Origin of the sequence: Cedecea davisae, from assembly GCF_044095835.1 — a bacterium.
GTDB lineage: Bacteria > Pseudomonadota > Gammaproteobacteria > Enterobacterales > Enterobacteriaceae > Cedecea > Cedecea davisae.
This window is the reverse complement of record NZ_CP172054.1, coordinates 1,578,145-1,600,715: the sequence shown is the minus strand read 5'-3', so window position 1 is coordinate 1,600,715 and position 22,571 is coordinate 1,578,145. Positions and strand designations below refer to the sequence as shown.

Annotated in this window: 22 protein-coding genes and 1 other annotated feature; of the genes, 10 read left to right on the top strand and 12 right to left on the bottom strand. The window is 48.0% G+C overall.

Annotated features, from left to right (window positions below; all coding sequences use genetic code 11):
• Window positions 1-68 precede the first annotated feature (68 nt).
• A complete protein-coding gene (gene sbcB / locus ACG1VR_RS07935; RefSeq protein ID WP_395490636.1) occupies window positions 69-1,496 on the top strand; it encodes an exodeoxyribonuclease I in 1,428 nt (475 codons plus the stop codon).
• Between the two features lie 62 nt (window positions 1,497-1,558).
• On the opposite strand, the gene ACG1VR_RS07930 is transcribed toward sbcB, so the two are convergent.
• From ACG1VR_RS07930 to ACG1VR_RS07920, 3 genes are all read right to left on the bottom strand, one after another.
• Window positions 1,559-2,923 carry an APC family permease gene (locus tag ACG1VR_RS07930; RefSeq protein ID WP_016537196.1) on the bottom strand — a complete coding sequence of 455 codons (1,365 nt, stop codon included), beginning with the start codon at window positions 2,921-2,923 and terminating at the stop codon, window positions 1,559-1,561.
• 345 nt (window positions 2,924-3,268) lie between these two features.
• The gene (locus ACG1VR_RS07925) at window positions 3,269-4,183 is read right to left on the bottom strand and encodes a LysR substrate-binding domain-containing protein (protein ID WP_395490635.1); all 915 of its coding nucleotides are present in this window, start codon (window positions 4,181-4,183) and stop codon (window positions 3,269-3,271) included.
• A 37-nt stretch (window positions 4,184-4,220) separates the two neighbouring features.
• Window positions 4,221-5,048: an SDR family oxidoreductase gene (locus tag ACG1VR_RS07920; RefSeq protein ID WP_395490634.1), complete on the bottom strand. Its 828-nt coding sequence runs from the start codon at window positions 5,046-5,048 to the stop codon at window positions 4,221-4,223.
• A 200-nt stretch (window positions 5,049-5,248) separates the two neighbouring features.
• Between ACG1VR_RS07920 and hisL the strand changes: the two genes are divergently transcribed.
• The 9 genes from hisL to hisIE all read left to right on the top strand — a co-directional run bounded on the left by hisL (window position 5,249) and on the right by hisIE (window position 12,482).
• The gene (hisL, locus tag ACG1VR_RS07915; RefSeq protein ID WP_099516347.1) at window positions 5,249-5,299 is read left to right on the top strand and encodes a his operon leader peptide; all 51 of its coding nucleotides are present in this window, start codon (window positions 5,249-5,251) and stop codon (window positions 5,297-5,299) included.
• Window positions 5,275-5,397 (top strand) — a sequence feature (His leader region). (Overlaps the previous gene by 25 nt.)
• Window positions 5,398-5,433: 36 nt before the next feature.
• Complete coding sequence (gene hisG, locus ACG1VR_RS07910; protein WP_016537199.1) at window positions 5,434-6,333, top strand: ATP phosphoribosyltransferase; 900 nt, start codon at window positions 5,434-5,436, stop codon at window positions 6,331-6,333.
• 4 nt (window positions 6,334-6,337) lie between these two features.
• Window positions 6,338-7,645, top strand: a complete 1,308-nt coding sequence (gene hisD / locus ACG1VR_RS07905) for a histidinol dehydrogenase (protein WP_395490633.1) — start codon at window positions 6,338-6,340, stop codon at window positions 7,643-7,645.
• Window positions 7,642-8,724: a histidinol-phosphate transaminase gene (hisC, locus tag ACG1VR_RS07900; protein WP_395490632.1), complete on the top strand. Its 1,083-nt coding sequence runs from the start codon at window positions 7,642-7,644 to the stop codon at window positions 8,722-8,724. Before hisD ends, hisC begins: the two co-directional genes overlap by 4 nt.
• The gene (gene hisB / locus ACG1VR_RS07895) at window positions 8,721-9,788 is read left to right on the top strand and encodes a bifunctional histidinol-phosphatase/imidazoleglycerol-phosphate dehydratase HisB (protein ID WP_395490631.1); all 1,068 of its coding nucleotides are present in this window, start codon (window positions 8,721-8,723) and stop codon (window positions 9,786-9,788) included. The genes hisC and hisB overlap by 4 nt, the downstream gene beginning before the upstream one ends.
• The gene (hisH, locus tag ACG1VR_RS07890) at window positions 9,788-10,378 is read left to right on the top strand and encodes an imidazole glycerol phosphate synthase subunit HisH (protein WP_395490630.1); all 591 of its coding nucleotides are present in this window, start codon (window positions 9,788-9,790) and stop codon (window positions 10,376-10,378) included. Before hisB ends, hisH begins: the two co-directional genes overlap by 1 nt.
• 3 nt (window positions 10,379-10,381) lie before the next feature.
• On the top strand, window positions 10,382-11,119 hold the full coding sequence (gene hisA / locus ACG1VR_RS07885; RefSeq protein WP_395490629.1) for a 1-(5-phosphoribosyl)-5-[(5-phosphoribosylamino)methylideneamino]imidazole-4-carboxamide isomerase: 738 nt from the start codon (window positions 10,382-10,384) through the stop codon (window positions 11,117-11,119).
• The gene (hisF, locus tag ACG1VR_RS07880) at window positions 11,101-11,877 is read left to right on the top strand and encodes an imidazole glycerol phosphate synthase subunit HisF (RefSeq protein WP_172569528.1); all 777 of its coding nucleotides are present in this window, start codon (window positions 11,101-11,103) and stop codon (window positions 11,875-11,877) included. Before hisA ends, hisF begins: the two co-directional genes overlap by 19 nt.
• Window positions 11,871-12,482, top strand: coding sequence for a bifunctional phosphoribosyl-AMP cyclohydrolase/phosphoribosyl-ATP diphosphatase HisIE (gene hisIE / locus ACG1VR_RS07875; protein ID WP_016537206.1), 612 nt, complete (start codon window positions 11,871-11,873; stop codon window positions 12,480-12,482). The genes hisF and hisIE overlap by 7 nt, the downstream gene beginning before the upstream one ends.
• Window positions 12,483-12,540: 58 nt before the next feature.
• Here the strand turns inward: hisIE and wzzB are convergent, their stop codons facing one another.
• The 9 genes from wzzB to ACG1VR_RS07830 form a co-directional block, all read right to left on the bottom strand.
• Window positions 12,541-13,539: an LPS O-antigen chain length determinant protein WzzB gene (gene wzzB / locus ACG1VR_RS07870; RefSeq protein WP_395490628.1), complete on the bottom strand. Its 999-nt coding sequence runs from the start codon at window positions 13,537-13,539 to the stop codon at window positions 12,541-12,543.
• Between the two features lie 199 nt (window positions 13,540-13,738).
• Window positions 13,739-15,148 (bottom strand): NADP-dependent phosphogluconate dehydrogenase, encoded by a 1,410-nt coding sequence (gene gndA / locus ACG1VR_RS07865; RefSeq protein ID WP_016537208.1) that lies wholly within the window; start codon window positions 15,146-15,148, stop codon window positions 13,739-13,741.
• A gap of 899 nt (window positions 15,149-16,047) precedes the next feature.
• Window positions 16,048-16,392: an acyltransferase family protein gene (locus tag ACG1VR_RS07860; RefSeq protein ID WP_395490627.1), complete on the bottom strand. Its 345-nt coding sequence runs from the start codon at window positions 16,390-16,392 to the stop codon at window positions 16,048-16,050.
• A gap of 19 nt (window positions 16,393-16,411) precedes the next feature.
• Window positions 16,412-17,221: a glycosyltransferase gene (locus ACG1VR_RS07855; RefSeq protein WP_395490626.1), complete on the bottom strand. Its 810-nt coding sequence runs from the start codon at window positions 17,219-17,221 to the stop codon at window positions 16,412-16,414.
• Window positions 17,218-18,291, bottom strand: a complete 1,074-nt coding sequence (locus ACG1VR_RS07850) for a glycosyltransferase family 4 protein (RefSeq protein ID WP_395490625.1) — start codon at window positions 18,289-18,291, stop codon at window positions 17,218-17,220. The genes ACG1VR_RS07855 and ACG1VR_RS07850 overlap by 4 nt, the downstream gene beginning before the upstream one ends.
• A 1-nt stretch (window position 18,292) precedes the next feature.
• On the bottom strand, window positions 18,293-19,345 hold the full coding sequence (locus ACG1VR_RS07845; RefSeq protein ID WP_395491069.1) for an EpsG family protein: 1,053 nt from the start codon (window positions 19,343-19,345) through the stop codon (window positions 18,293-18,295).
• 113 nt (window positions 19,346-19,458) lie between these two features.
• Window positions 19,459-20,331, bottom strand: coding sequence for a glycosyltransferase family 2 protein (locus ACG1VR_RS07840; RefSeq protein WP_395490624.1), 873 nt, complete (start codon window positions 20,329-20,331; stop codon window positions 19,459-19,461).
• The gene (locus ACG1VR_RS07835) at window positions 20,332-21,333 is read right to left on the bottom strand and encodes a glycosyltransferase family 2 protein (RefSeq protein ID WP_395490623.1); all 1,002 of its coding nucleotides are present in this window, start codon (window positions 21,331-21,333) and stop codon (window positions 20,332-20,334) included.
• Window positions 21,326-22,567: an O-antigen translocase gene (locus ACG1VR_RS07830; protein WP_395490622.1), complete on the bottom strand. Its 1,242-nt coding sequence runs from the start codon at window positions 22,565-22,567 to the stop codon at window positions 21,326-21,328. The genes ACG1VR_RS07835 and ACG1VR_RS07830 overlap by 8 nt, the downstream gene beginning before the upstream one ends.
• Window positions 22,568-22,571: the final 4 nt, after the last annotated feature.

The following is a 22,571-nucleotide window of genomic DNA, read 5'->3' as shown; positions in this document are numbered from 1 at the left end:
TTCCTTCTGATGAGCAGACAGATGGTTTACCATTGGGTCAGATTACAACTAGCTCAATGGTAACCTCAGTGTCTGACTCCGCATCGCTTGCTACATTTCTGTTTCACGATTACGAGACCTTCGGCAAAAGCCCCTCCCTGGACAGGCCGGCGCAGTTTGCTGCCATTCGAACCGATGGCGAATTCAACGTTATTGGCGAGCCCGAAGTGTTTTACTGCAAGCCTGCGGATGACTACCTGCCCCAGCCGGAAGCCGTGATGATAACCGGGATAACGCCTCAGCAGGCGCTGGCCCGGGGCGATAACGAAGCGGCTTTTGCAAAACGCATTCACGCTATTTTTACCGTGCCGAAGACCTGCGTGGTGGGTTACAACAATGTGCGCTTCGACGATGAAGTTACCCGCAATATCTTTTACCGTAACTTCTACGATCCGTACGCCTGGAGCTGGCAAAACGATAACTCGCGCTGGGACCTGCTGGACGTGATGCGCGCCTGTTATGCCCTGCGCCCGGAAGGCATTGTCTGGCCGGAAAACGAAGACGGGCTACCGAGCTTCCGTCTTGAGCATTTGACCAAAGCTAACGGAATTGAACACGCCAACGCCCACGACGCGATGTCCGATGTGTACGCAACTATTGCTATGGCTCAACTGGTGAAAACCCGCCAGCCGCGTCTGTTCGACTATCTCTACAGCCACCGCTCGAAGCAAAAACTGCAAACGCTGATTGATATTCCGCAAATGAAGCCCCTGGTTCACGTTTCGGGCATGTTTGGCGCCGCACGCGGGAATACCAGCTGGATTGCGCCGCTGGCCTGGCATCCGGATAACCGCAATGCGGTGATTATGGTGGATTTGGCCGGGGATATTTCTCCGCTGCTGGAGCTGGACGCCGATACGCTGCGCGAGCGCCTGTATACGCCAAAAGCGGCGCTGGGCGATACGGCAGCGGTGCCCATTAAGCTGGTACATCTGAATAAATGCCCGGTGCTTGCGGTCGCTAATACCCTGCGCCCGGAAGACGCCGAACGCCTGGGGATCAACCGCCAGCAGTGTCTCGATAATTTGAAAGTGCTGCGCGAGCACCCTGAAGTACGCGAGAAGGTAGTCGCCCTGTTTGCCGAGGCAGAGCCTTTTGTTCCTTCTGATAACGTAGACGCCCAGCTGTATAACGGCTTCTTCAGCGATGCAGACCGCGCTGCAATGCGCATTGTGCTGCAAACCGACCCACAAAACCTTCCGGCGCTAGATATCACCTTCGCCGACAAACGTATTGAGAAGCTGCTCTTCAACTACCGGGCGCGTAACTGGCCGGGCACGTTGAGCGAAGACGAGCAGAACCGCTGGCTACAGCATCGCCAGGAAGTGCTTTCTCAGGAGGCTCTGCAGGCCTACGCCCAGGAGCTTGAGGCACTTTACAACCAACATGAAGGCGACAAAGAGAAGCTGGCGTTACTCAAAGCGCTGTTCGAATACGCTCAATATCTGGTGGGTTAATTTTTCCGGCAGGTAAAAAAAAGGCTCCCATCGACGGGAGCCTTTTTTATATTTGAATGCTATTACGCGATGTCTTCGTTGTACTGAGGCACCGGGTTACGGAAGCTGCGGGTGACGCAGGCAACGTAAATCAGGCCGATTGCGCCCCAAATCAGGCCGAGGATCATCGAGCTTTCTTCCAGGTTAATCCACAGTGCACCAACGGTCAGCGCGCCAATAGTTGGCAGAACCAGGTAGTTCAGGTGGTCCTTAAGGGACTTGTTGCGCTTTTCGCGGATCCAGAACTGAGAGATAACCGACAGGTTAACGAAGGTAAAGGCCACCAGCGCACCGAAGTTAATCAGCGCGGTTGCGGTTACCAGGTCAAAGTCGATAGCCATCAGCGCTACCGCGCCAACCAGCAGTACGTTAAACGCCGGGGTACGCCATTTCGGGTGAATATAGCCGAAGAAGCGGTTCGGGAACACGCCGTCACGGCCCATCACGTACATCAGGCGAGAAACGCCGGTGTGCGCCGCCATACCGGAAGCCAGCACGGTAATGGTGGAGAAGATAAGCGCGCCAACCTGGAAGGCTTTACCCGCAACGAACAGCATGATTTCAGGCTGAGATGCATCCGGATCTTTAAAGCGAGAGATATCCGGGAAGTACAACTGCAGGAAATAGGTCGAGACGATGAAAATCATGCCGCCAATCAGCGCGGTCAGGAAGATAGCCCGCGGAATAACACGCTCGGCGTCCTTGGTCTCTTCAGACAGGTTGCTGATGCCGTCAAAGCCGGTGAATGAGAAGCAGAGAATAGTCGCTCCGGTAATCATCGGTGCAATGTGTGCGTTTTCAGACCAGAACGGTTTGCTGCTTGTCAGCGTACCCGCGCCTTCACCACCGGCAACACCGTAAACCACCATGCCCATAATGACCGCAATCAGCACGATTTGCAGCAGCACGATGACGCTGTTGAAGTTGGCAACGGTTTTGACGCTGCGCAGGTTCGAGACCGTCATAAAGCCGACCAGCACCACCACGAAGATCCACGAAGGGACACCGGGTACCAGAGCTTCAAAATAGATTTTCGCCAGCAGAATGTTGATCATCGGCGCGAACAGATAGTCCAGCAGCGACGACCAGCCCACCATAAAACCGACCAGAGGGTTAATGGATTTCTGAGCGTAGGTATAAGCGGAACCCGCAGACGGGAAACGACGCACCAGCTTGCCATAGCTCAGCGCGGTGAACAGAATCGCCACCAGAGCAAAGGCATAAGCCGTCGGCACATGGCCATCGGTCATCCCGGAAACAATACCGAAAGTATCAAACAAGGTCATCGGCTGCATGTAGGCAAGGCCCATCATAACTACCGGAACCAGCGTCAGGGTCTTATGCAGACCTGGGCGGGTGTTTGCACCTGCGGTGACGTTAAGCGACATGGTTGTTTCCCTCAATAGAGAAAGCCTGCGCAAAAGCAAAAATCTGCCCCATCTCAATTTCCTCGGCGACACGACTGTCGTTTTTTAAAAGCTAGTATCTATCCGGTACGAAGCCCGGCCTCTTGGTTTTTTTGGCAAATGCCGTTTGTCTGACTTAGTTGATTGCAAAAAAATAACCGACGTCTCTTAAACGTCGGTTAGTCTTCTATTTTTGCTGGCGCGTATTTTGCACCATTAACGGGCACAATGACAAGATGTTAGAATCATCTTTGGCAATTTCTTTTTCACCGGCTCGCCGTCATAGACCTTAGTCCTTGTATTGGATTGTTGCCAGGTAAGAAAGTGCTATTTTTCCGGGCGGGCATAAACCTGCGCAATTTGCGCGTCGCTGACAACTTTCTCCCGCCACCATTCGCTGGCAAGCCCGGCAGTTTGCTCGTTCCAGCCTATCCAGACCGGCACAAAAGGCACCTGCCCGACCACCTGCTTTTCCACCAGCGCCCCGCTGTCGATAAAACGCTGGGCCATATAGCGCGGCATGTAGCCGCAGCCAATGCCGCTGATTTGCAGTTCCAGCTTGGTTTTGAAATCAAACACCGTGATGGCTTCCTGTTCTTCCAGCAGATGCATGGCGCGGGCAGACTCTATTCTGGAAGTGTCCCCCACGACCACGGCGCGCGAACGCTTGATTAAGCGCCTTGTCAGCGGCTCCTCTGCTTTCGCCAGCGCATGGTGGGGGGCCACCACAAAGACTATTTCCAGCCTTCCCAGCAACGTAAAGCCAAAGCCGCTCAGGGACGGCGGGTCGCTCATCGCGCCGACGATAATATCCGCCCGGCCTTCGGTTAGCGCCTCCCACGAACCGCCCAACACGTCGTTAATAAATTTAAGGCGCGTCACGCTGTAACTTTGATAGAAGGCTTCGATTAACGGGGTAAGCAGAGAGAACGGGAAAGCATTATCGACGCCGATGGTCAGCTCGTTTTCCCAGCCTTGTTGTAGCTTGATGGCCTGCTGCTCCAGCTCGCGCACCGAATGCAGGATCTCCCGCCCTTTTTCCAGCAGCAGCTCGCCGGTGCGGGTAAAACGCGACCGATGACCGCTGCGGTCAAGGATCTGGATATTGAGATCGCTTTCCAGCTTTTGCACGCTATAGCTCAGCGCAGACGGTGTTTTAAAGAGTTTTGCCGCCGCAGCAGCAAAACTCCCTTCTTTATCCAGCGCATCCAGAATGATCAGGACCTCAAGCAAAGGTTTCATACTCGCTCCCGGGTGCGCGGAGCCTGCCGCGCGGCTGTTATTGCATCGGCATAATCAGCGGATTGGGGTATTGATACTCGAAGCCTAGCTCATTACAGATGCGGCTGCCGTCAATCAACTTGCCGTGGCCGGTTTGCGTCTCGCTGCGGAACTGCGGAGCCTCCAGCCCAATTTGCCGCGCCATGTGCGAATAAAACTCGGCCCGCGTTGGGTGCGAAGGCGCGCAGAGGTTATAAACGTGCCCGCCCTTAGGCGCCTGCAACAGCAGCGTAATGGCGGCGATAACGTCTTCCAGGTGCACCAGGTTCACGCCGTGATGCCCGTTCGCCACATCCTTTTTCCCTGCCAGGAACCGGCCGGGATGGCGCTCCGGCCCGACCAATCCGGCCAGGCGCAGAATATCAACCGAAGTACCGGGCAGGCGATGCAGCCAGTCCTCCAGCTCTTTTAACACTCGCCCGCTGGCGGTAACCGGCCGAAGTGGCGCGGTTTCTTTAACGTTACCTTCGCCCTCGCCGTATACGGAAGTCGAGCTGGTAAAGATGATGCGGGGCACCGAATGGGCCAGCGCGCTATCAACGATTTCCTGCACCGCCTGCAAATAGAAGTCATCGCCCTCGCCGCTGCGGCGAGCCGGCAGCGTTATCACCAGAGCATCAACGTTCAGCAAAGCGTCCAGATCTTCGCTTTCGCAAACCAGCTCAGGCTGTAATTGCAGCTGATAGCTTTCGATGCCGCACATACGCGCCGCTTCTACGCCATCCAGCGTGGTTTTGCTTCCGCTGACCTGAAAACCGCGCGCTGCTAATGACAGCCCCAGCGGCATTCCCAACCACCCTAATCCGACTATTGCGACCCTTTTCATGCCTTGTCTCCTGACCTGACAGCATTATCTTCTGACGAGTGAATTTGACTCTCTATTAAGGCTACGCCACCGGCGCGTAACTGACAATTAACTCTCCCCAACAGAATATTAACCAGAGGGGAAAAAACCCCTTGCGCTCAACGCGTAATCTGGTTTACGTTAATTGGCACATAATGAATAGTCATTCATACGAGAATTTTATGACACGCGTTCCATTTAAAAACCACCATCATCACCATCACCCTGACTAGTCTTTCAGGCGATTGGTGCTGGGAGACGAAAAGATCTTCCAGTGGTGCGAGAACGCGAGATAAAGCCCCCGGAAGATTTCTTCCGGGGGCTTTTTTTTGGGCGTCAGACAGGAATTAATAAGGGGTAACAACCGATGACCGACAACAACCGTTTACGCATAGCTATGCAGAAATCTGGCCGCCTTAGCGATGATTCACGCGAATTACTCGCCCGCTGCGGCATAAAAATCAACCTGCACACTCAGCGCCTGATTGCGCTGGCAGAAAATATGCCTATCGACATTCTGCGCGTACGCGATGACGACATCCCGGGCCTGGTGATGGACGGCGTTGTCGACCTCGGTATTATCGGTGAAAACGTACTTGAAGAAGAGCTGCTGACCCGCCGCGCCCAGGGTGACGACCCGCGCTATTTCACTCTACGTCGGCTCGACTTCGGCGGCTGCCGCCTGTCTCTGGCAACCGCCGTGGACGAACCGTGGGACGGCCCGGCAAGCCTGAATAACAAACGTATCGCCACCTCTTACCCGCACCTGCTCAAGCGCTACCTCGACCAGAAAGGCGTGCAGTTTAAATCCTGCCTGCTTAACGGTTCGGTGGAAGTGGCTCCGCGTGCGGGCCTGGCCGACGCAATTTGCGACCTGGTTTCCACCGGTGCAACGCTCGAAGCCAACGGCCTGCGTGAAGTTGAAGTTATCTACCGCTCCAAAGCCTGCCTTATTCAGCGCGACGGCGAAATGCCGGAAGCCAAACAGCAACTTATCGACAAACTGCTGACCCGTATTCAGGGTGTGATTCAGGCACGCGAGTCCAAATACATCATGCTGCACGCGCCAAGCTCCCGCCTGGACGAAGTTATCGCCCTGCTGCCGGGTGCCGAGCGTCCGACAATTCTACCCCTGGCCGGTGACCAGCAGCGCGTAGCCATGCATATGGTGAGCAGCGAGACGCTGTTCTGGGAAACCATGGAGAAGCTGAAAGCGCTGGGCGCCAGTTCTATTCTGGTGCTGCCGATTGAGAAGATGATGGAGTGACCCGATGAGCAACTTCAACACGCTGATTAACTGGAACGAGTGCGATGAAAACGCCCGCAGCGCCCTGCTGATGCGCCCGGCAATTTCCGCCTCTGACAGCATTACCCGCACCGTCGCCGAAATTATCGATAACGTAAAAAGCAACGGTGACGTCGCGCTGCGTGAATACAGCGCAAAGTTTGATAAAACCGAAGTCCGGCAGCTCAAAGTGACTTCGCAGCAAATCGACGAGGCGGTAGCCCGCCTGGGCGTCGATATTAAAGAAGCGATGGCCGTTGCAGTTGCCAATATCGAAAAGTTCCACCTCGCCCAGCAGCTGGCTCCGGTTGATGTGGAAACCATGCCCGGCGTGCGCTGCCAGCAGGTTACCCGCCCGGTGGCTTCCGTGGGCCTGTATATTCCCGGCGGTTCTGCGCCGTTGTTCTCCACGGTACTGATGCTGGCAACGCCTGCCCGCATTGCCGGTTGCAAAAAAGTGGTGCTTTGCTCACCTCCGCCGATTGCCGACGAGATCCTCTATGCCGCTCAGCTGTGCGGCGTGCAGGAAGTGTTTCAGGTTGGCGGCGCACAGGCGATTGCCGCTCTGGCGCTGGGTACAGAAAGCATCCCGAAAGTGGATAAAATCTTTGGTCCGGGCAACGCCTTTGTTACCGAGGCGAAACGCCAGGTCAGCCAGCGTCTTGACGGCGCGGCAATCGACATGCCCGCAGGCCCCTCAGAAGTGCTGGTCATCGCAGACAGCGGCGCAACGCCGGACTTCGTGGCCTCCGACCTGCTTTCTCAGGCGGAGCACGGCCCGGACTCGCAGGTTATTCTGCTGACGCCGGACGCCGCGATGGCCGAAGCCGTAGCCCAGGCCGTTGAGCGCCAGCTTGCCGCCCTGCCGCGTGCCGAAACGGCCCGTAAGGCGCTGGAAAGCAGCCGCCTGATTGTTGCCCGCGATCTTGCCCAATGCATCGAAATCTCTAACCAGTACGGTCCGGAGCACCTGATTATCCAGACGCGTAACGCCCGTGAACTGGTAGACAGCATTACCAGCGCCGGGTCGGTGTTCCTGGGCGACTGGTCGCCGGAGTCCGCTGGCGACTACGCCTCCGGCACTAACCACGTGCTGCCGACTTACGGTTATACCTCCACCTGCTCTAGCCTCGGGCTGGCGGACTTCCAGAAGCGCATGACCGTGCAGGAGCTTTCCCCGCAGGGCTTCGCCTCGCTGGCAAAAACGATTGAGATTCTGGCCGCTGCCGAGCAGCTTACCGCCCACAAAAACGCCGTTACCTTACGCGTCACCGCCCTGAAGGAGCAAGCATGAGCATCGAAGAGTTAGCCCGCGCCAACGTTCGCGCCCTGACCCCTTATCAGTCTGCCCGTCGCCTCGGCGGCAGCGGCGATGTGTGGCTGAACGCCAACGAATACCCGACGCCGGTTGAGTATGAACTCTGCGCCAACACGCTGAACCGCTACCCGGAATGCCAGCCTAAGCAGGTCATTGCCAATTACGCCAGCTACGCAGGCCTCAAGCCTGAGCAGGTACTGGTCAGCCGCGGCGCGGACGAAGGCATAGAACTCTTGATCCGCGCATTTTGCGAGCCGGGCAAAGACGCGATTCTTTACTGCCCGCCGACCTACGGAATGTACACCGTCAGCGCCGAAACTATCGGCGTGGAGTGCCGCACGGTAGCCACACTGGATAACTGGCAGCTGGACCTGCCCGCGATTGCCGAAAAGCTCGACGGCGTAAAAGTGGTTTATGTATGCAGCCCAAACAACCCAACCGGCCAGCTGATTAACCCGCAGGATTTACGCGTGCTGCTGGAAATGACGCGTGGCAAAGCGCTGGTTGTGGCCGACGAAGCCTATATCGAATTCTGCCCGCAGGCGACGCTGGCGGGCTGGCTTGAAGAGTACCCGAATCTGGTGATTTTGCGCACCTTGTCAAAAGCCTTCGCGCTGGCTGGCCTGCGCTGCGGCTTTACCCTGGCGAGTGAAGAGGTCATTAACCTGCTGCTGAAAGTCATCGCCCCTTACCCGCTCTCTACTCCGGTGGCCGACATTGCCGCACAGGCGCTTAGCCCTCAGGGTATAAACGCCATGCGTGAGCGTGTTGCCCAGGTGCTGCTTAACCGCCAGTTCCTGATTAGCGAGCTTAAAAATACGCCTTGCGTCGAGCAAGTTTTCGACAGCGAAACCAACTATGTTCTGGCGCGAATTACGGCTTCCAGCGCGGTCTTTAAATCGCTGTGGGATCAGGGCATTATCTTACGTGATCAAAATAAACAACCGACTTTGAGCGGCTGCCTGCGCATCAGCATCGGCACACGCGAAGAGTGCCAGCGCGCTATCGACGCGCTGCGCCAGCAACCCGGCCTGCAGGCCACGGAGAGCAAATGAGCCAGAAAGTTCTTTTTATCGACCGCGACGGAACTCTGATTTCCGAACCACCAAGCGACTATCAGGTCGATCGCATGGATAAGCTCGCTTTTGAACCGGCGGTTATCCCGGCTCTGCTGCAACTGCAAAAAGCAGGCTTCAGGCTGGTGATGATTACCAATCAGGATGGGCTCGGCACCGCCAGCTTCCCGCAGGTTGACTTCGACGGCCCGCACAACCTGATGATGCAGGTACTGACTTCTCAGGGCATCACCTTTGATGAAGTGCTGATTTGCCCGCACCTTCCGGCCGACAACTGCGACTGCCGCAAGCCTAAGCTGGCGCTGGTCACCGGTTATTTGCAGGAAGGCGTGCTGGATAAAGCCAACAGCTACGTGATTGGCGACCGCGCTACCGACATCGAACTGGCGGAAAATATGGGCATTCAGGGGCTGCGCTATAGCGGTGATACCCTGAACTGGCAGCAGATAGCCGAGAAGCTGACAAAACGCGACCGTTATGCGCACGTTGAGCGCAATACGAAAGAAACACAGATTGACGTGAAGGTCTGGCTGGATCGCGAAGGCGGCAGCAAGATTGCCACCGGCGTGGGCTTCTTCGACCACATGCTCGATCAGATCTGTACCCACGGCGGCTTCCGCATGGAGATCGCGGTGAAAGGCGACTTGTACATTGACGATCACCACACCGTGGAAGACACCGGCCTGGCGCTCGGTGAAGCGCTGAAACTGGCGCTCGGCGACAAGCGCGGTATCACCCGCTTTGGCTTTGTGCTGCCGATGGACGAATGCCTGGCACGCTGCGCGCTGGACATCTCTGGCCGCCCGCACCTCGAATATAAAGCCGAGTTCAACTATCAGCGCGTTGGCGACCTGAGCACCGAAATGGTCGAACACTTCTTCCGCTCGCTTTCTTACACTATGGGCGTAACGCTGCACCTGAAAACCAAAGGCAAGAACGATCACCACCGCGTAGAAAGCCTGTTCAAGGTCTTTGGCCGTACCCTGCGCCAGGCGATCCGCGTTGAAGGCGATACGCTCCCCTCCTCTAAAGGAGTGCTGTGATGAATGTGGTTATCCTCGATACCGGCTGCGCCAACCTTCATTCGGTAAAATCGGCGATTCAGCGCCACGGCTATGAGCCGCAGGTGAGCCGCGACCCTGACGTTGTGCTGCGCGCCGACAAACTTTTTTTACCCGGCGTGGGCACCGCACAGGCGGCAATGGATCAAATTATCGAACGTGATTTGGTCGAGCTGATTAAAGCCTGTACCCAGCCGGTGCTGGGGATTTGCCTCGGCATGCAGCTGCTGGGCAGCCGCAGCGACGAAAGCAACGGCGTTGAGATGCTCAGCATCATCGACCAGCCGGTATTGCAGATGAAAGACTTCGGCCTGCCGCTTCCGCATATGGGCTGGAATCGCGTTTACCCGAAAGCGGGCGATCGCCTGTTCCGCGGCATTGAAGACGGGGCTTATTTTTACTTTGTTCACAGCTACGCGATGCCGGTCTGCGCAAACACCATCGCTCAGGCAAGCTACGGCGAGCCGTTCACCGCTGCGGTACAAAAAGATAACTTCTGGGGCGTGCAGTTCCACCCGGAGCGTTCCGGCGCGGCTGGCGCTCAGTTGCTGAAAAACTTTCTGGAGATGTAAGCCATGATTATCCCGGCTCTTGATTTAATCGACGGCAAAGTGGTGCGTCTCCACCAGGGCGATTACGGTCAGCAGCGTGACTACGGCAGCGATCCTCTGCCACGCTTGCAGGATTACCAGGCCCAGGGCGCGCAAGTGCTGCACCTGGTTGACCTGACAGGTGCAAAAGATCCGGCCGCCCGCCAGATCCCACTGCTGCAAAAACTGCTGGCTGGCGTAACCGTGCCGGTGCAGGTTGGCGGCGGTGTGCGTACCGAGCAAGATGTGGAAGCCCTGCTGGAAGCCGGTGCGGCCCGCGTAGTGGTTGGCTCAACGGCGGTTAAATCCCCGGAGCTGGTGCAGGGCTGGTTTAAACGCTTTGGCGCCGATGCGCTGGTGCTGGCCCTGGACGTGCGCATTGACGCCGCAGGCAACAAACAGGTGGCGGTCAGCGGCTGGCAGGAAACCTCCGGCACCACGCTTGAGCAGCTCGTCGAACAGTTTTTACCCTTCGGCCTGAAGCATGTCCTGTGTACGGATATTTCTCGCGACGGGACGCTTGCTGGCTCCAACGTGGAGCTTTATCAGGAAGTATGCGCTCGTTTTCCGCAGGTGGCTTTCCAGGCTTCCGGCGGTATCGGCGGCATTGACGATATAGCAGCCTTGCGGGGTAGCGGCGTGAAGGGCGTGATTGTCGGGCGCGCGCTGCTGGAAGGTAAATTCAACGTAACGGAGGCCATTTCATGCTGGCAAAACGGATAATTCCCTGCCTGGACGTGCGAGACGGCCAGGTCGTAAAAGGCGTGCAGTTCCGCAACCACGAAATCATCGGTGATATCGTTCCGCTGGCTCAGCGCTACGCGCAGGAAGGTGCCGATGAGCTTGTGTTCTACGATATCACCGCTTCCAGCGATGGCCGCGTAGTAGATAAAAGCTGGGTCACTCGCGTGGCCGAAGTGATTGATATTCCGTTCTGCGTGGCGGGCGGGATCAAGTCCGTTGAAGATGCGGCGCAGATCCTCTCCTTCGGCGCAGATAAGATCTCCATCAACTCCCCTGCCCTGGCCGACCCGACGCTGATAACTCGTCTGGCAGAACGCTTTGGCGTGCAGTGCATTGTGGTGGGAATTGATACCTGGTTTGATGCCGAAACCGGCAAATACCACGTTAACCAGTATACCGGCGACGAAAGCCGCACTCGCGTCACTCAGTGGGAAACGCTGGACTGGGTGCAGGAAGTGCAAAAGCGCGGCGCGGGGGAAATTGTGTTGAATATGATGAACCAGGACGGCGTGCGTAATGGCTACGACCTGGAGCAATTAAGGAAAGTGCGTGAAGTGTGCCACGTCCCGCTGATAGCCTCCGGCGGCGCGGGAACGATGGAGCACTTCCATGAAGCGTTCCGCGATGCGGATGTTGACGGCGCCCTGGCGGCTTCCGTGTTCCATAAGCAAATTATCAATATTGGTGAACTGAAGGCGTTCCTGGTTCAGCAAGGCGTGGAGATTCGAGTGTGTTAACAGAACAACAGCTTGCCCAGTTGGACTGGGAAAAAACCGATGGCCTGATGCCGGTTATCGTTCAGCATGCGGTGTCCGGCGAAGTGCTGATGCTGGGCTATATGAATCAGGATGCGCTGGCGAAAACGCTCGATACCGGCAAAGTGACTTTCTTCTCGCGCACGAAACAGCGCCTGTGGACCAAGGGAGAAACCTCTGGCCACTTCCTGAACGTGGTGCGTATTGCCCCGGACTGCGATAACGATACGCTGCTGGTGCTGGTGAACCCAATCGGCCCAACCTGCCACCTTGGCACCTCAAGCTGCTTTGGCGAAGCTCATCACGACTGGCACTTCCTGTTTGAGCTCGAGCAACTGCTGGCCTCACGTAAAACCGCGGACCCGGCAAGTTCTTACACCGCGAAGCTGTACGCCAGCGGCACCAAGCGTATTGCTCAAAAAGTGGGAGAAGAAGGCGTGGAAACCGCACTGGCAGCCACCGTGAACGACCGCCACGAACTGACCAATGAAGCCTCCGACCTGATGTATCACCTGCTGGTACTGCTCCAGGATCAGGATTTGGACTTGAGCACTGTGATTGAGAATTTACGCGCCCGGCATAAATAACGGCTCGCTGTAGACGTAAAAAAGGCCGCTGATGCGGCCTTTTGTTTGCTTCGGGCATTTATGCCGCGGGTTTATAATTCCGCAATGCGTTACGGCCAAGCACATAGCCAGAACCCACAATGACGCCTAACAGAGCAGCTAATACAAGCGTTAACCCTTTCTTAGGACTGTCCCTGTGAACAGGCAGGGTCGGTTTCATAATGTAGCGAAATGCGTAAGTCGTTTCAGGTGTGGATTTCAGCTCACTAACCGCTAACAACGCCTGACGCGCGTTAAAGTAAGAGTTATCTAAAGGTAACGGGCGAGAAGCTTCATTTTTAATCATCGAAGAGAGTGCTTCGCTACCCAGTACAAACAGGGTGTCTTCAGATAACGTTTCCGCCTGCGAAACCACAGGTTTGGTAATGTTTGACTGCTGAGCGACAACCAGCGCCTGGTTTAACTCATCAAGGCGTTTTTGCTGCTTCTCTTTGGCGACTTTTTCTTGAGTAGATAGCTGGTCCTTTAAATCACTGATTTTTGCATCAACAGAGGTTTTAAGGTCGCTATCCAATTCAGTAACAATACGCTTATTAATTTGCTGAATGTATGCGTTAAGGGTTTGCTGCGCCTGCTGAGCAGAGTTAGCAACGTAGCTAATTTTCAGCGGTAACGGCTGATCTTTGCTTGCCGCTTCAATGATTAATTTCTCAGGCTTCTGCTGGTTATCTAACTGATCGGAAAGCGCTGCAAGAGCAGAGTTAAATCGGCCAAAATAGCGTTGCTGGATTTCAAGAAGTGATGGTGCTGCTTCTGAATGCTGGAGGCTAAGAATATTCATAGCATTGCTGTAGTTTGAAACCTGTCCGGCATCTGCATAGGTCACAATCGCTGCTGATGTCCATTTTTCTTTGACAACAAAAAGATATGCAACGGCACCAATAAGAAAAATGACAGCAAAAGCGATGATTATTTTTTTACCACGCCACAGTTGTATAACAAGATCGATTAAATCAATTGACTCTTCAGCCTGGCTGCCGGCGCGATCCCTCATCACGTTAGTATCATTTATGCTCATAATAACCCTAATATTTATAAGTTGATCTGCGCTAACCGCGGACCAGTAGACATGTGCTTATTGCTAAGAGACAGAAAGACAATAAATTCGTTAAAACGACTATTTTTTAGTCTATGCATCAATTCTATATTATCATCGAAATCATATAAAAAGGGTCCCTGATGAAGGACCCTTTAGAGTTAGTAGCCAGATTTTAAGATTAATCTAACCATTCGGTGTGGAACACACCTTCTTTATCGGTACGCTTATAAGTGTGCGCCCCGAAGTAGTCACGCTGTGCCTGAATCAAGTTAGCTGGCAGAACCGCTGCGCGGTAGCTGTCGTAGTATGCGATAGCAGCCGAGAAGGTTGGCGTTGGGATACCATTCTGTACAGCATAGGAAATCACGTCACGCAGCGCCTGCTGGTAATCGTCGGCAATCTTCTTGAAGTAAGGCGCCAGCAGCAGGTTAGCAATAGCCGGGTTCTCTTCATAGGCATCAGTAATTTTCTGCAGGAACTGCGCACGAATAATGCAGCCCGCACGGAAAATCTTAGCGATCTCACCGTAGTTCAGATCCCAGTTATTCTCTTCAGACGCGGCACGCAACTGAGAGAAGCCCTGAGCGTAAGAAACGATTTTACCCAGGTACAGAGCACGGCGAACTTTCTCGCTAAACTCGGCTTTATCACCAGAGAATGGCTTAGCCTGTGGGCCACTCAACACTTTAGATGCCGCAACACGCTGCTCTTTCAGGGAAGAGATATAACGAGCAAATACGGATTCGGTAATCAGAGACAGCGGCTCACCGAGATCCAGAGAGCTCTGGCTGGTCCACTTACCGGTACCTTTGTTGGCAGCTTCGTCCAGAATCACATCAACCAGATATTTCCCTTCTTCATCTTTCTTGGTGAAGATGTCTTTGGTGATGTCGATCAGATAGCTGCTCAGCTCGCCTTTGTTCCATTCAGTAAAGGTTTCGGCCAGCTCTTCGTTAGACAGGTTCAGGCCGTGCTTCAGCAGAGAATACGCCTCAGCAATCAGCTGCATGTCACCGTATTCGATGCCGTTATGCACCATCTTCACGTAGTGACCTGCGCCATCAGGACCGATATAGGTCACACATGGCTCACCGTCTTCTGCAACAGCAGCAATTTTAGTCAGGATAGGGGCAACCAGCTCGTAAGCGTCTTTCTGGCCGCCAGGCATGATGGATGGCCCTTTCAGCGCGCCTTCTTCACCGCCGGAAACACCGGTACCGATAAAGTTGAAGCCTTCCGCAGACAAATCACGATTACGACGGATGGTGTCGTGGTAGAAGGTGTTCCCGCCATCAATAATGATATCGCCTTTATCAAGGAACGGTTTCAGGGAGTCGATGGCAGCATCAGTGCCAGCGCCCGCTTGCACCATCAACAGGATACGACGCGGCGTTTCAAGGGACTCAACAAACTCTTTTACGGTGTAATAAGGAACCAGCTTCTTGCCAGGGTTCTCTGCGACGACTTCTTCAGTCTTCTCACGGGAGCGGTTGAATACGGAAACGGTATAGCCACGGCTTTCGATGTTCAGCGCCAGGTTGCGCCCCATCACGGCCATACCAACAACGCCGATCTGCTGTTTGGACATTACATACTCCTGTCAGGTGTGCTCACCGCGCCCTACACGCGGCTTGAAATGTGGCTGTGATGTTAACTCAGATAAATCTCTTTTTATAGGATAATTGCTGTAAGCATTTTGCAACAATTAACTTCTGGCTGGTTAACCATGTTTCAAGAAAGCTTGCCATTGCGGTAAGAACCCTATACGGAACGAGCATAATTATTGATGGGCTTCTCGATAAATATAAAAACAAAAGGAGCAAGAGTTAAAGAAATTATAAAGGCCGCGAAAGCATACACTAGCACAGAATTTACATTTGTAGATGTTATTGCAAGAAACTCGGGCAATTTATTAATAACCATAAGATGTGTCATGTAGAAAGCAAATGAGGCCTGCCCATGAAAAACAAATGGTCGGCAGGACAGCAGTCTGGAAATAACACCATTATTAAAGGAAAATACAATTAATATTATTAACATGGAATTATAAACAATAAATCATATCTGACATTCTTTTTCTGAATTTCATTAGTAGCAATAAATATTGTCACACCCAACAGCGCAATAGACAGGAGTTCCAGAAGAGAAGATAGATTTACTATCTGGTGTATATTGATTAGAGCAGTACCAACGGCAGAAAAGCATTCCTATGATAAAATCAGACACTCTAAAGAAAGGATTAATATAAAAAAGCCAGCGTGTTGATTTAAGAGGCAAAGGATATACAATGAAAATAATTTGAATGGCAATGATGAGTGAAAGTAATACTATCAGTGTCCGACTTGAAAGCAATGTCAGCCAACAAAATGAAACATAGAAAAATAGCTCACAAGAGATACTCCAACTTACGGCATTGAACGAAAAATAGTATGTTGAGGATGGTATTAGAGAGTGAATTAACATTCCGTTTACCGCAAGCACTGATAATTAACCTGGTAATTCACTGAATTTGTTAAATAAAAAAACAAAGACAATTAGCGTAAGCAAATGAACTGGTACAATTTTACCAAAACGGAAAACAAGGAAATCCTTTATATCAAAGCGCTTCCCCGCAAGGTGATTATTGTAGTTATAATTAATGATAAACCCAGACAGTATATAAAAGAAAGTAACACCAACATAATCATTAAAAAAATATTTTGCCATGTTTTTTATGCTTTCGTTTTCTACACTATTGAAAATGCCCATGTGGTGTAAAAAGACGCCAAGTGCTGCGAAAAATCTCAATGAGGTAAGACTGTCAATGCGGGTGTATTTTCTGATCATGTCCATGAACCATGAACCATGAAAGCTATTTACGGGAGATTTTATAAATATGTGACAGCAATTTTGTCGGTAAAAGTCTTGGCAGAGAACGAAGTAAAAAAATGCAGCAAGCAGCGATCGCCCCTTGTAACTTCAAATCATATTTAAGCTTCGCCAAAATATACTCGCTGTAAATATACGAAAATCCTTTCCGTCTTTTCAACATAGCATCGCCGGTTCGCGCTAAAACTAAGGCTTCAGATAAATTTCGAGCCTCAATACCAGACGCGATCAATCTTAACCATAAATTATAATCTTCCATATAGTGATGATGCTGATAGCCCCCCGCATCCAGAATATTCTTCTTCTTAAACATTACTGTCATGTGATTAAAAGGGTTTTTATATTTTGAAAAACTACATATTTCTTCAGAAGATACAGGAACTTTTCTAACACTCGTCACATTTTCGACATCCCCATCAAATTCTTGTATTGCTGTCCCAAGAAGAGAAAGAGTGATATTACTATTGAACTCTGCAAGTTGTTTTTCAAATCTATCTGGCATACAAATATCGTCGGTATCCATTCTTGCGACCAATTCATTATCACAAAAATTCAATCCATAATTTAATGCCCTTCCTAAACCCACGTTCTCGTCAAGCTTTACGGGTAATATATTAAAAAAGCCTGACCATTTTTTTATTACATCTTCAAGTTCTACGCCAACAGGACCATCTAAAACAATGACGACTTGATCGGGCATTAGCGTCTGTAATGAAATACTTTCCAAACACAAGTCTAAATAATGAGGATTCTCTTTTGCATATAATGACATTAATACACTAAATTTATTCATTTTTTAATCAACTGAGCATATACGTTATAATAACATTTACTGATAACATTAATTTCATACTTTTCTAAAAGTGTATTGTATGCGTTATTCGCATACTCATTTTTATTATCAATGTTTACTTTCTCTACAAAACTTTCAACCGACCCATCAAAAAAAAGAACATCATTTTCATTAAGCAGTTCTTTAAATATAGGGAGAGGTCTACAGATAACAGGTACTTTGCATGCTATTGCTTCAAAAAGACTCAAACCAAATGACTCACTTACACTTGGCATCGCAACAACATCAAAATATTTCATGTAACAAAATAGATTTTTTTTAAAGCCAAGAAATAATACGCGGTCGGCAACACCAAGCTCCTGGCTAAGTCTTCGCAATTCAGATTCAGTCGGTCCACCACCAATAAACACGGCAATGTGATTATCCAGAGTGGTCAATGCCTTAACAATAAGATCTAAATTTTTTACTTTTGAAATAATCGAGGTTGAACCAATTACTTTAAAGCCTCTAGACCTGAAATTTTCAATTAGCAGAGAATCGTTTATTGAATCCATTTTGTGAGTTGCTAACTCAGATATAGTTGAAACAGAAACACCGCTACCGGTTATATAAAAATGACCATTTGTAATTCTCTTATAATAGGACTCAGCAACTTTTGTGAAGACTATTTTGTTTGGTATTAGTAACAGAATGGTTGCCCAAAGTAATGAAAAGCAAGCACCTTTGATTAAGCCGTATCTATTATTGAAATCCTCGAATATAAAGTTATGCATTGAGCTCACTACTGATGTTTTTCTAAACAAAAAACTTGCGCATGCAGTAATAAGATCAGGATAAAAACCATTTGAATGAATAACATTATAATTTGACAATTGTTTTTTTATTTTTTTTAAATTTATCTTTTCATAGTGAATATTACCCAAGGTAAGCTTTTCATCATCATCACTAATGTCTTTAATATAAAAAATATCTATTTCAGCCCCTAAAGCCATTAACGGACGGATTAAACTAGTTATCTGAATACCGGGGCCGCTTCTATGCAAACTGGGTAAAATTATAGCAATTTTCATTTCACTTACCTTGTGAGTCTTTATAGTCTTTTAAATCCTCATAACTTCTTCTGTATATGTCTTTTGCCAGCTGTCCGTAATCAATCTCATTGCTAATGAAGGACAGTAAGTGCATGTCAAGTTGGCGAAATTTAATTGGTGCTATTTCATTTTTGTAATAAGACATAATGTTTGAGGAGACAAAAACAAAGATCAACATCACATAAAGAAGTCTTGATTTGATAAAACTAAGTTTTCTTTCACCTGTGTACCGAATCGTACTTGTATATAAAAAGATTAATAATATGTAGTAAACACTAAACCTTGTAGCAAATGGTACATATAGTCCAAGAATAAAAACCAATATACCAATAAATATTTGACGATGAATAAACCAGTTAGCATTTAAAGATGGTGACATCTTTTTCGTGTTGCTTAGGTAATAGAATAAAGCCAAAAATGCAAAAATAAAAGATGGCCCCAAATGAAAACCTAAAGCAGTAATCTCAAGATACTGTGTTAGTTTAATAGCAAGCTGAGGGAAGAAAGACAAAGCCGGTAACACAATATTCGGAAAAACAAAAAGCAATAAAATGAGTCCTACAGAAACTAATGACGTAACAGTAAAAGATAAAGTGTTTTTATGATAAATGACCAAAAAAGACAAGCATAAAACGATAGCAGAAATATGAAATGAAATTGATAATAAAACAAATAGTAGGAATTTATTTTTTTCGCCATTGACGTAATAATAGAAGCTATAAAGCGAAAAAATTGCAGCATAGAACTGCCGTAACTGTTCAAGTACTAATGTATTACCAAAGTAGAGTACCAAAAGAATTAAAAACAGAGGGACATTTACTCTTGTTAATCGTCGAAGTATATTAATTAACAAAATAAATGCGATTACATAAAATACTATTATTGTGAGCCCAAAATTATAAAAGGTCACAAAGGAAAGTAATTTAAAATAAAGATAAAAACCCGGTTCAAACCATGATGAATGGACGTCTTCAAAAAAAGTCATATAATAATTCACCCAGTCCTGGCCATTCAAGTAAAATGACGAAAACATAAGTGTCAAAAACATGACAATTAATGAGCAGATCAGTGCCTTGCTTCTCGCAGTAAACTGTTTCCAAAATGGAAACATTATAAATAATGGAGTGCACACCAATAAATTAAACATTATCTACCAAGCCTGTTGTAAATATGTATCATTACTTGAACAATATTTAAATATCTAAATCTGGCAGCTTTTTTATTGGATAAGAATTTTATTTGTGCAATATTATGATAATAAGGAATAATATACTTATTCCTTTTTTCATTGGTGAATTTTAGCAAATCTTTTTTAAGTAAATCACTGATGCCATTACTTGTAGCCTGTTTAGGGTGAATCCTATAATTAACAGTTATACTTTCGCAGTGTCGTACACTATATTTGCTTTCGAAGAGCTTGTACCATAGAGGTAAATCTTCCAACAAATAGTATGATTCATCATATTTACCCAATTCATAAAAGGCTTCTTTATTAATGAATGCACCAGGTGCCACATTTGAAAAACCCAGTAAAAATAGCCACTCCATTCTTTCATTCCAGCCTGAAGCTCTTTTTTTAACCAGGTCCCATGTAAGTGGATACGGATAAATATCCTCTTTAAAAATACTTTTTCCAAACGTTTTAAACCTGGAAAAGACAACTCCGGTATCTTTTGTGGTACAGCGCATCAAATTAGATATCGCATCAGGCTCGAGAATGTCATCGGCGCCGATAAATTTAAGCCATTGTCCTGACGCAACATTTGCACCACGATTGCAGTTAGCCGGAATTCCTCGCCGTTCTGTATGTGTAATTATTTTGACATTTACATCTACTGATAAATTTACAAGCCAGGCATTGCAAAGTGAGAGTGTTTCATCAACGGATCCGTCATCACTAATAATTATTTCAATGTTAGCGTAAGTTTGCTCAATACAGCTATTCAACGTTTCAATAACATATTCAGCTGAATTGTATGTAACAATGATGATTGATACAAGTTCTAATTCTTTTTTCATTCACATAAACCTGTAGCGTAATTTTAAAGCACACAGTTTAAACATTGACCACAAAAACAGTTTGTAATTTTTATTAGTATATCTACCAATCGATATAAATGATATATCAGCCAAAACTTGCTTTATCGCCATGGACCATAGTTTATTGTTATCAATCGATTCCCTCCATTTAAATTGTTTAATTGCAAGATTTGTACATACTCTCAGTAAATACAGGTTGATTGCTGGTAATAAATAGGAAATGTTATTATTCTTTTGAATTATTTCTTTTAAGGATTGCCCTGTAAATAGCATTCGGTAGAGATTATTGTTTACTCGCCGCGTTGTTGAAAATTCATTGTTGCTATAATAATATCGCCCCTCAGAGAGAATCACTCGTCTTGATTCGAGAATTGCACAACGGGCTATTAACTCATCATCATTAACATTATTTTCATTCCCTATGAAAGAGAAAGCTTTTTTATAACCATCTAAAATCACATTTTTTCTATAAATACCAAAGCCATGAATTCCCCAACCATCGATGGTATGCTTAAAAGCATTCGCACCGGTTGTTGGCCATTCATTTATAGTATAATTAAATCGTTTTTGTTTTCCTCGGGAATCAACCGAATAATAATCAAATAAAACAAAGTCAATATCATCATTGTTATCAAACTCAGCCATCGCACACGTTAGCGTAGACGAATCAATTTGATCATCACAATCAATGAATGCTATGAATTTACTTGAGGAATTATTTATCCCCATTAATCGAGCACGTGCTGCACCTTCATTGCCTTTCTTTATGTAAGAAAAATTATTTATTTTTTCTTGTGCAATGAATGTTTCTATTATGCCAGAAGTCCGATCGGTTGAACCATCATCTACTATAATCAACTGCATGTCAGCTGTCAGCTGTGATTTGAGTCGCAACAAAGAATCTAATATATTATTTTCTTCATTATAAACTGGCATAACAACCGCACACTGATACTTTAATAAATTGCATTCTTTATTCATTAACGTTTCTCAGTCTTTTTAAATGTACCAAATAGATAAACATTGTCGTAATAAAATATAGAGAATATGTAATAAAATACGATAGACTTATGCCTGAGAAACCTAATTCCATAATCAACAGCTTGGTCAATGCAGGAAACAACAAAGAGAATGAAATTTCTAGAATTGCATTTATTTTAAAATATCCTTTAGCAAGAAGGATTGTTGCAAATAGCCAGCTTGTAATGCGGAAGAAATCACCTAGATTCTGATATAAAAACAATTCTCGCGATTTATAAAATTCAGCGGTGAATAACAAATGAATTATTATATCCTTGCTAAAAAATATAATCCCAGAAAGAATTAATGCACAAGGCACAACGACTGCGGCACCAACTTTTAAAGTGGATAAATAATCTTCGATGGTTTTTGCTGCTGCTGTTTTTGGGAAATAGTATACAGTTAGTGCAGTTGTTAATACGGCCAGATAGGCTTCAGATATTTTGAAAACGGCTTGCCAGTAACCAGCGTAATCTTGCCCCAAGCTATTGCTAATAATCCCCCTAACCAGAATAAGTGATATAGGCCCAGTAAGCGCTCCTATTACCCCCATAAAGAAATAGTTTCGCATTTCCTTGATATGTTTCGGTGAGACCTCGCCAAACCAATAAGTGAACTTAAACCATTCACATTTCCGTATGATGAAAATTAATATTATGCCTGATATTGCATTGTTTAATGCTGTTGCTACCAATGCACCAACCAATCCAAAGAAATATACAAGCAGCCCCATGGATATGACCGATGCTACAATAGTTAATGCATTAGCCAGAAAAAATTTATTGTGTTCACCTACACCGTTTAACACCCCTAAAAATATATTATTTATTACATTCAAGGGCACAACGGACAGTGCTACAATAACTATCCAAAAAAAAGCGTTGTTGTGAAATAAATAATTTGATATAAAAGAAGAAAAAATAACACCAACAGAGATAATAAAAAAGCATGCAACAGCGGAAAGCTTTATCGCTGCACGCCAATAGTATTTTGCTTGTTGGTACTCACCCTTATATTCTGATGAATAACGGTTGATTCCTTGTGATACTTGCGAAGAAACAAATCCATTAACAAACGTTACAAGGTTCTGTAGTTGACCTAAGCTCGCCATCCCCACTGGACCAGTGTAAACAGCGACCACTTTAGAAATAAAGAAACCACAGAGCAGCCTTAACAAAGTTAAGATGCCACTCATTATT

Excerpts from the sequence above, each read along its gene's own strand:
- ACG1VR_RS07930 (WP_016537196.1), bottom strand. The coding sequence starts at position 2,923 with ATGTCGCTTAACGTCACCGCAGGTGCAAACACCCGCCCAGGTCTGCAT.
- ACG1VR_RS07925 (WP_395490635.1), bottom strand. The coding sequence starts at position 4,183 with ATGAAACCTTTGCTTGAGGTCCTGATCATTCTGGATGCGCTGGATAAA.
- ACG1VR_RS07920 (WP_395490634.1), bottom strand. The coding sequence starts at position 5,048 with ATGAAAAGGGTCGCAATAGTCGGATTAGGGTGGTTGGGAATGCCGCTG.
- hisG (WP_016537199.1), top strand. The coding sequence starts at position 5,434 with ATGACCGACAACAACCGTTTACGCATAGCTATGCAGAAATCTGGCCGC.
- hisD (WP_395490633.1), top strand. The coding sequence starts at position 6,338 with ATGAGCAACTTCAACACGCTGATTAACTGGAACGAGTGCGATGAAAAC.
- hisC (WP_395490632.1), top strand. The coding sequence starts at position 7,642 with ATGAGCATCGAAGAGTTAGCCCGCGCCAACGTTCGCGCCCTGACCCCT.
- hisB (WP_395490631.1), top strand. The coding sequence starts at position 8,721 with ATGAGCCAGAAAGTTCTTTTTATCGACCGCGACGGAACTCTGATTTCC.
- hisH (WP_395490630.1), top strand. The coding sequence starts at position 9,788 with ATGAATGTGGTTATCCTCGATACCGGCTGCGCCAACCTTCATTCGGTA.
- hisA (WP_395490629.1), top strand. The coding sequence starts at position 10,382 with ATGATTATCCCGGCTCTTGATTTAATCGACGGCAAAGTGGTGCGTCTC.
- hisF (WP_172569528.1), top strand. The coding sequence starts at position 11,101 with ATGCTGGCAAAACGGATAATTCCCTGCCTGGACGTGCGAGACGGCCAG.
- wzzB (WP_395490628.1), bottom strand. The coding sequence starts at position 13,539 with ATGAGCATAAATGATACTAACGTGATGAGGGATCGCGCCGGCAGCCAG.
- gndA (WP_016537208.1), bottom strand. The coding sequence starts at position 15,148 with ATGTCCAAACAGCAGATCGGCGTTGTTGGTATGGCCGTGATGGGGCGC.
- ACG1VR_RS07860 (WP_395490627.1), bottom strand. The coding sequence starts at position 16,392 with ATGGACATGATCAGAAAATACACCCGCATTGACAGTCTTACCTCATTG.
- ACG1VR_RS07855 (WP_395490626.1), bottom strand. The coding sequence starts at position 17,221 with ATGAATAAATTTAGTGTATTAATGTCATTATATGCAAAAGAGAATCCT.
- ACG1VR_RS07850 (WP_395490625.1), bottom strand. The coding sequence starts at position 18,291 with ATGAAAATTGCTATAATTTTACCCAGTTTGCATAGAAGCGGCCCCGGT.
- ACG1VR_RS07845 (WP_395491069.1), bottom strand. The coding sequence starts at position 19,345 with ATGTTTTCGTCATTTTACTTGAATGGCCAGGACTGGGTGAATTATTAT.
- ACG1VR_RS07840 (WP_395490624.1), bottom strand. The coding sequence starts at position 20,331 with ATGAAAAAAGAATTAGAACTTGTATCAATCATCATTGTTACATACAAT.
- ACG1VR_RS07835 (WP_395490623.1), bottom strand. The coding sequence starts at position 21,333 with ATGAATAAAGAATGCAATTTATTAAAGTATCAGTGTGCGGTTGTTATG.
- ACG1VR_RS07830 (WP_395490622.1), bottom strand. The coding sequence starts at position 22,567 with ATGAGTGGCATCTTAACTTTGTTAAGGCTGCTCTGTGGTTTCTTTATT.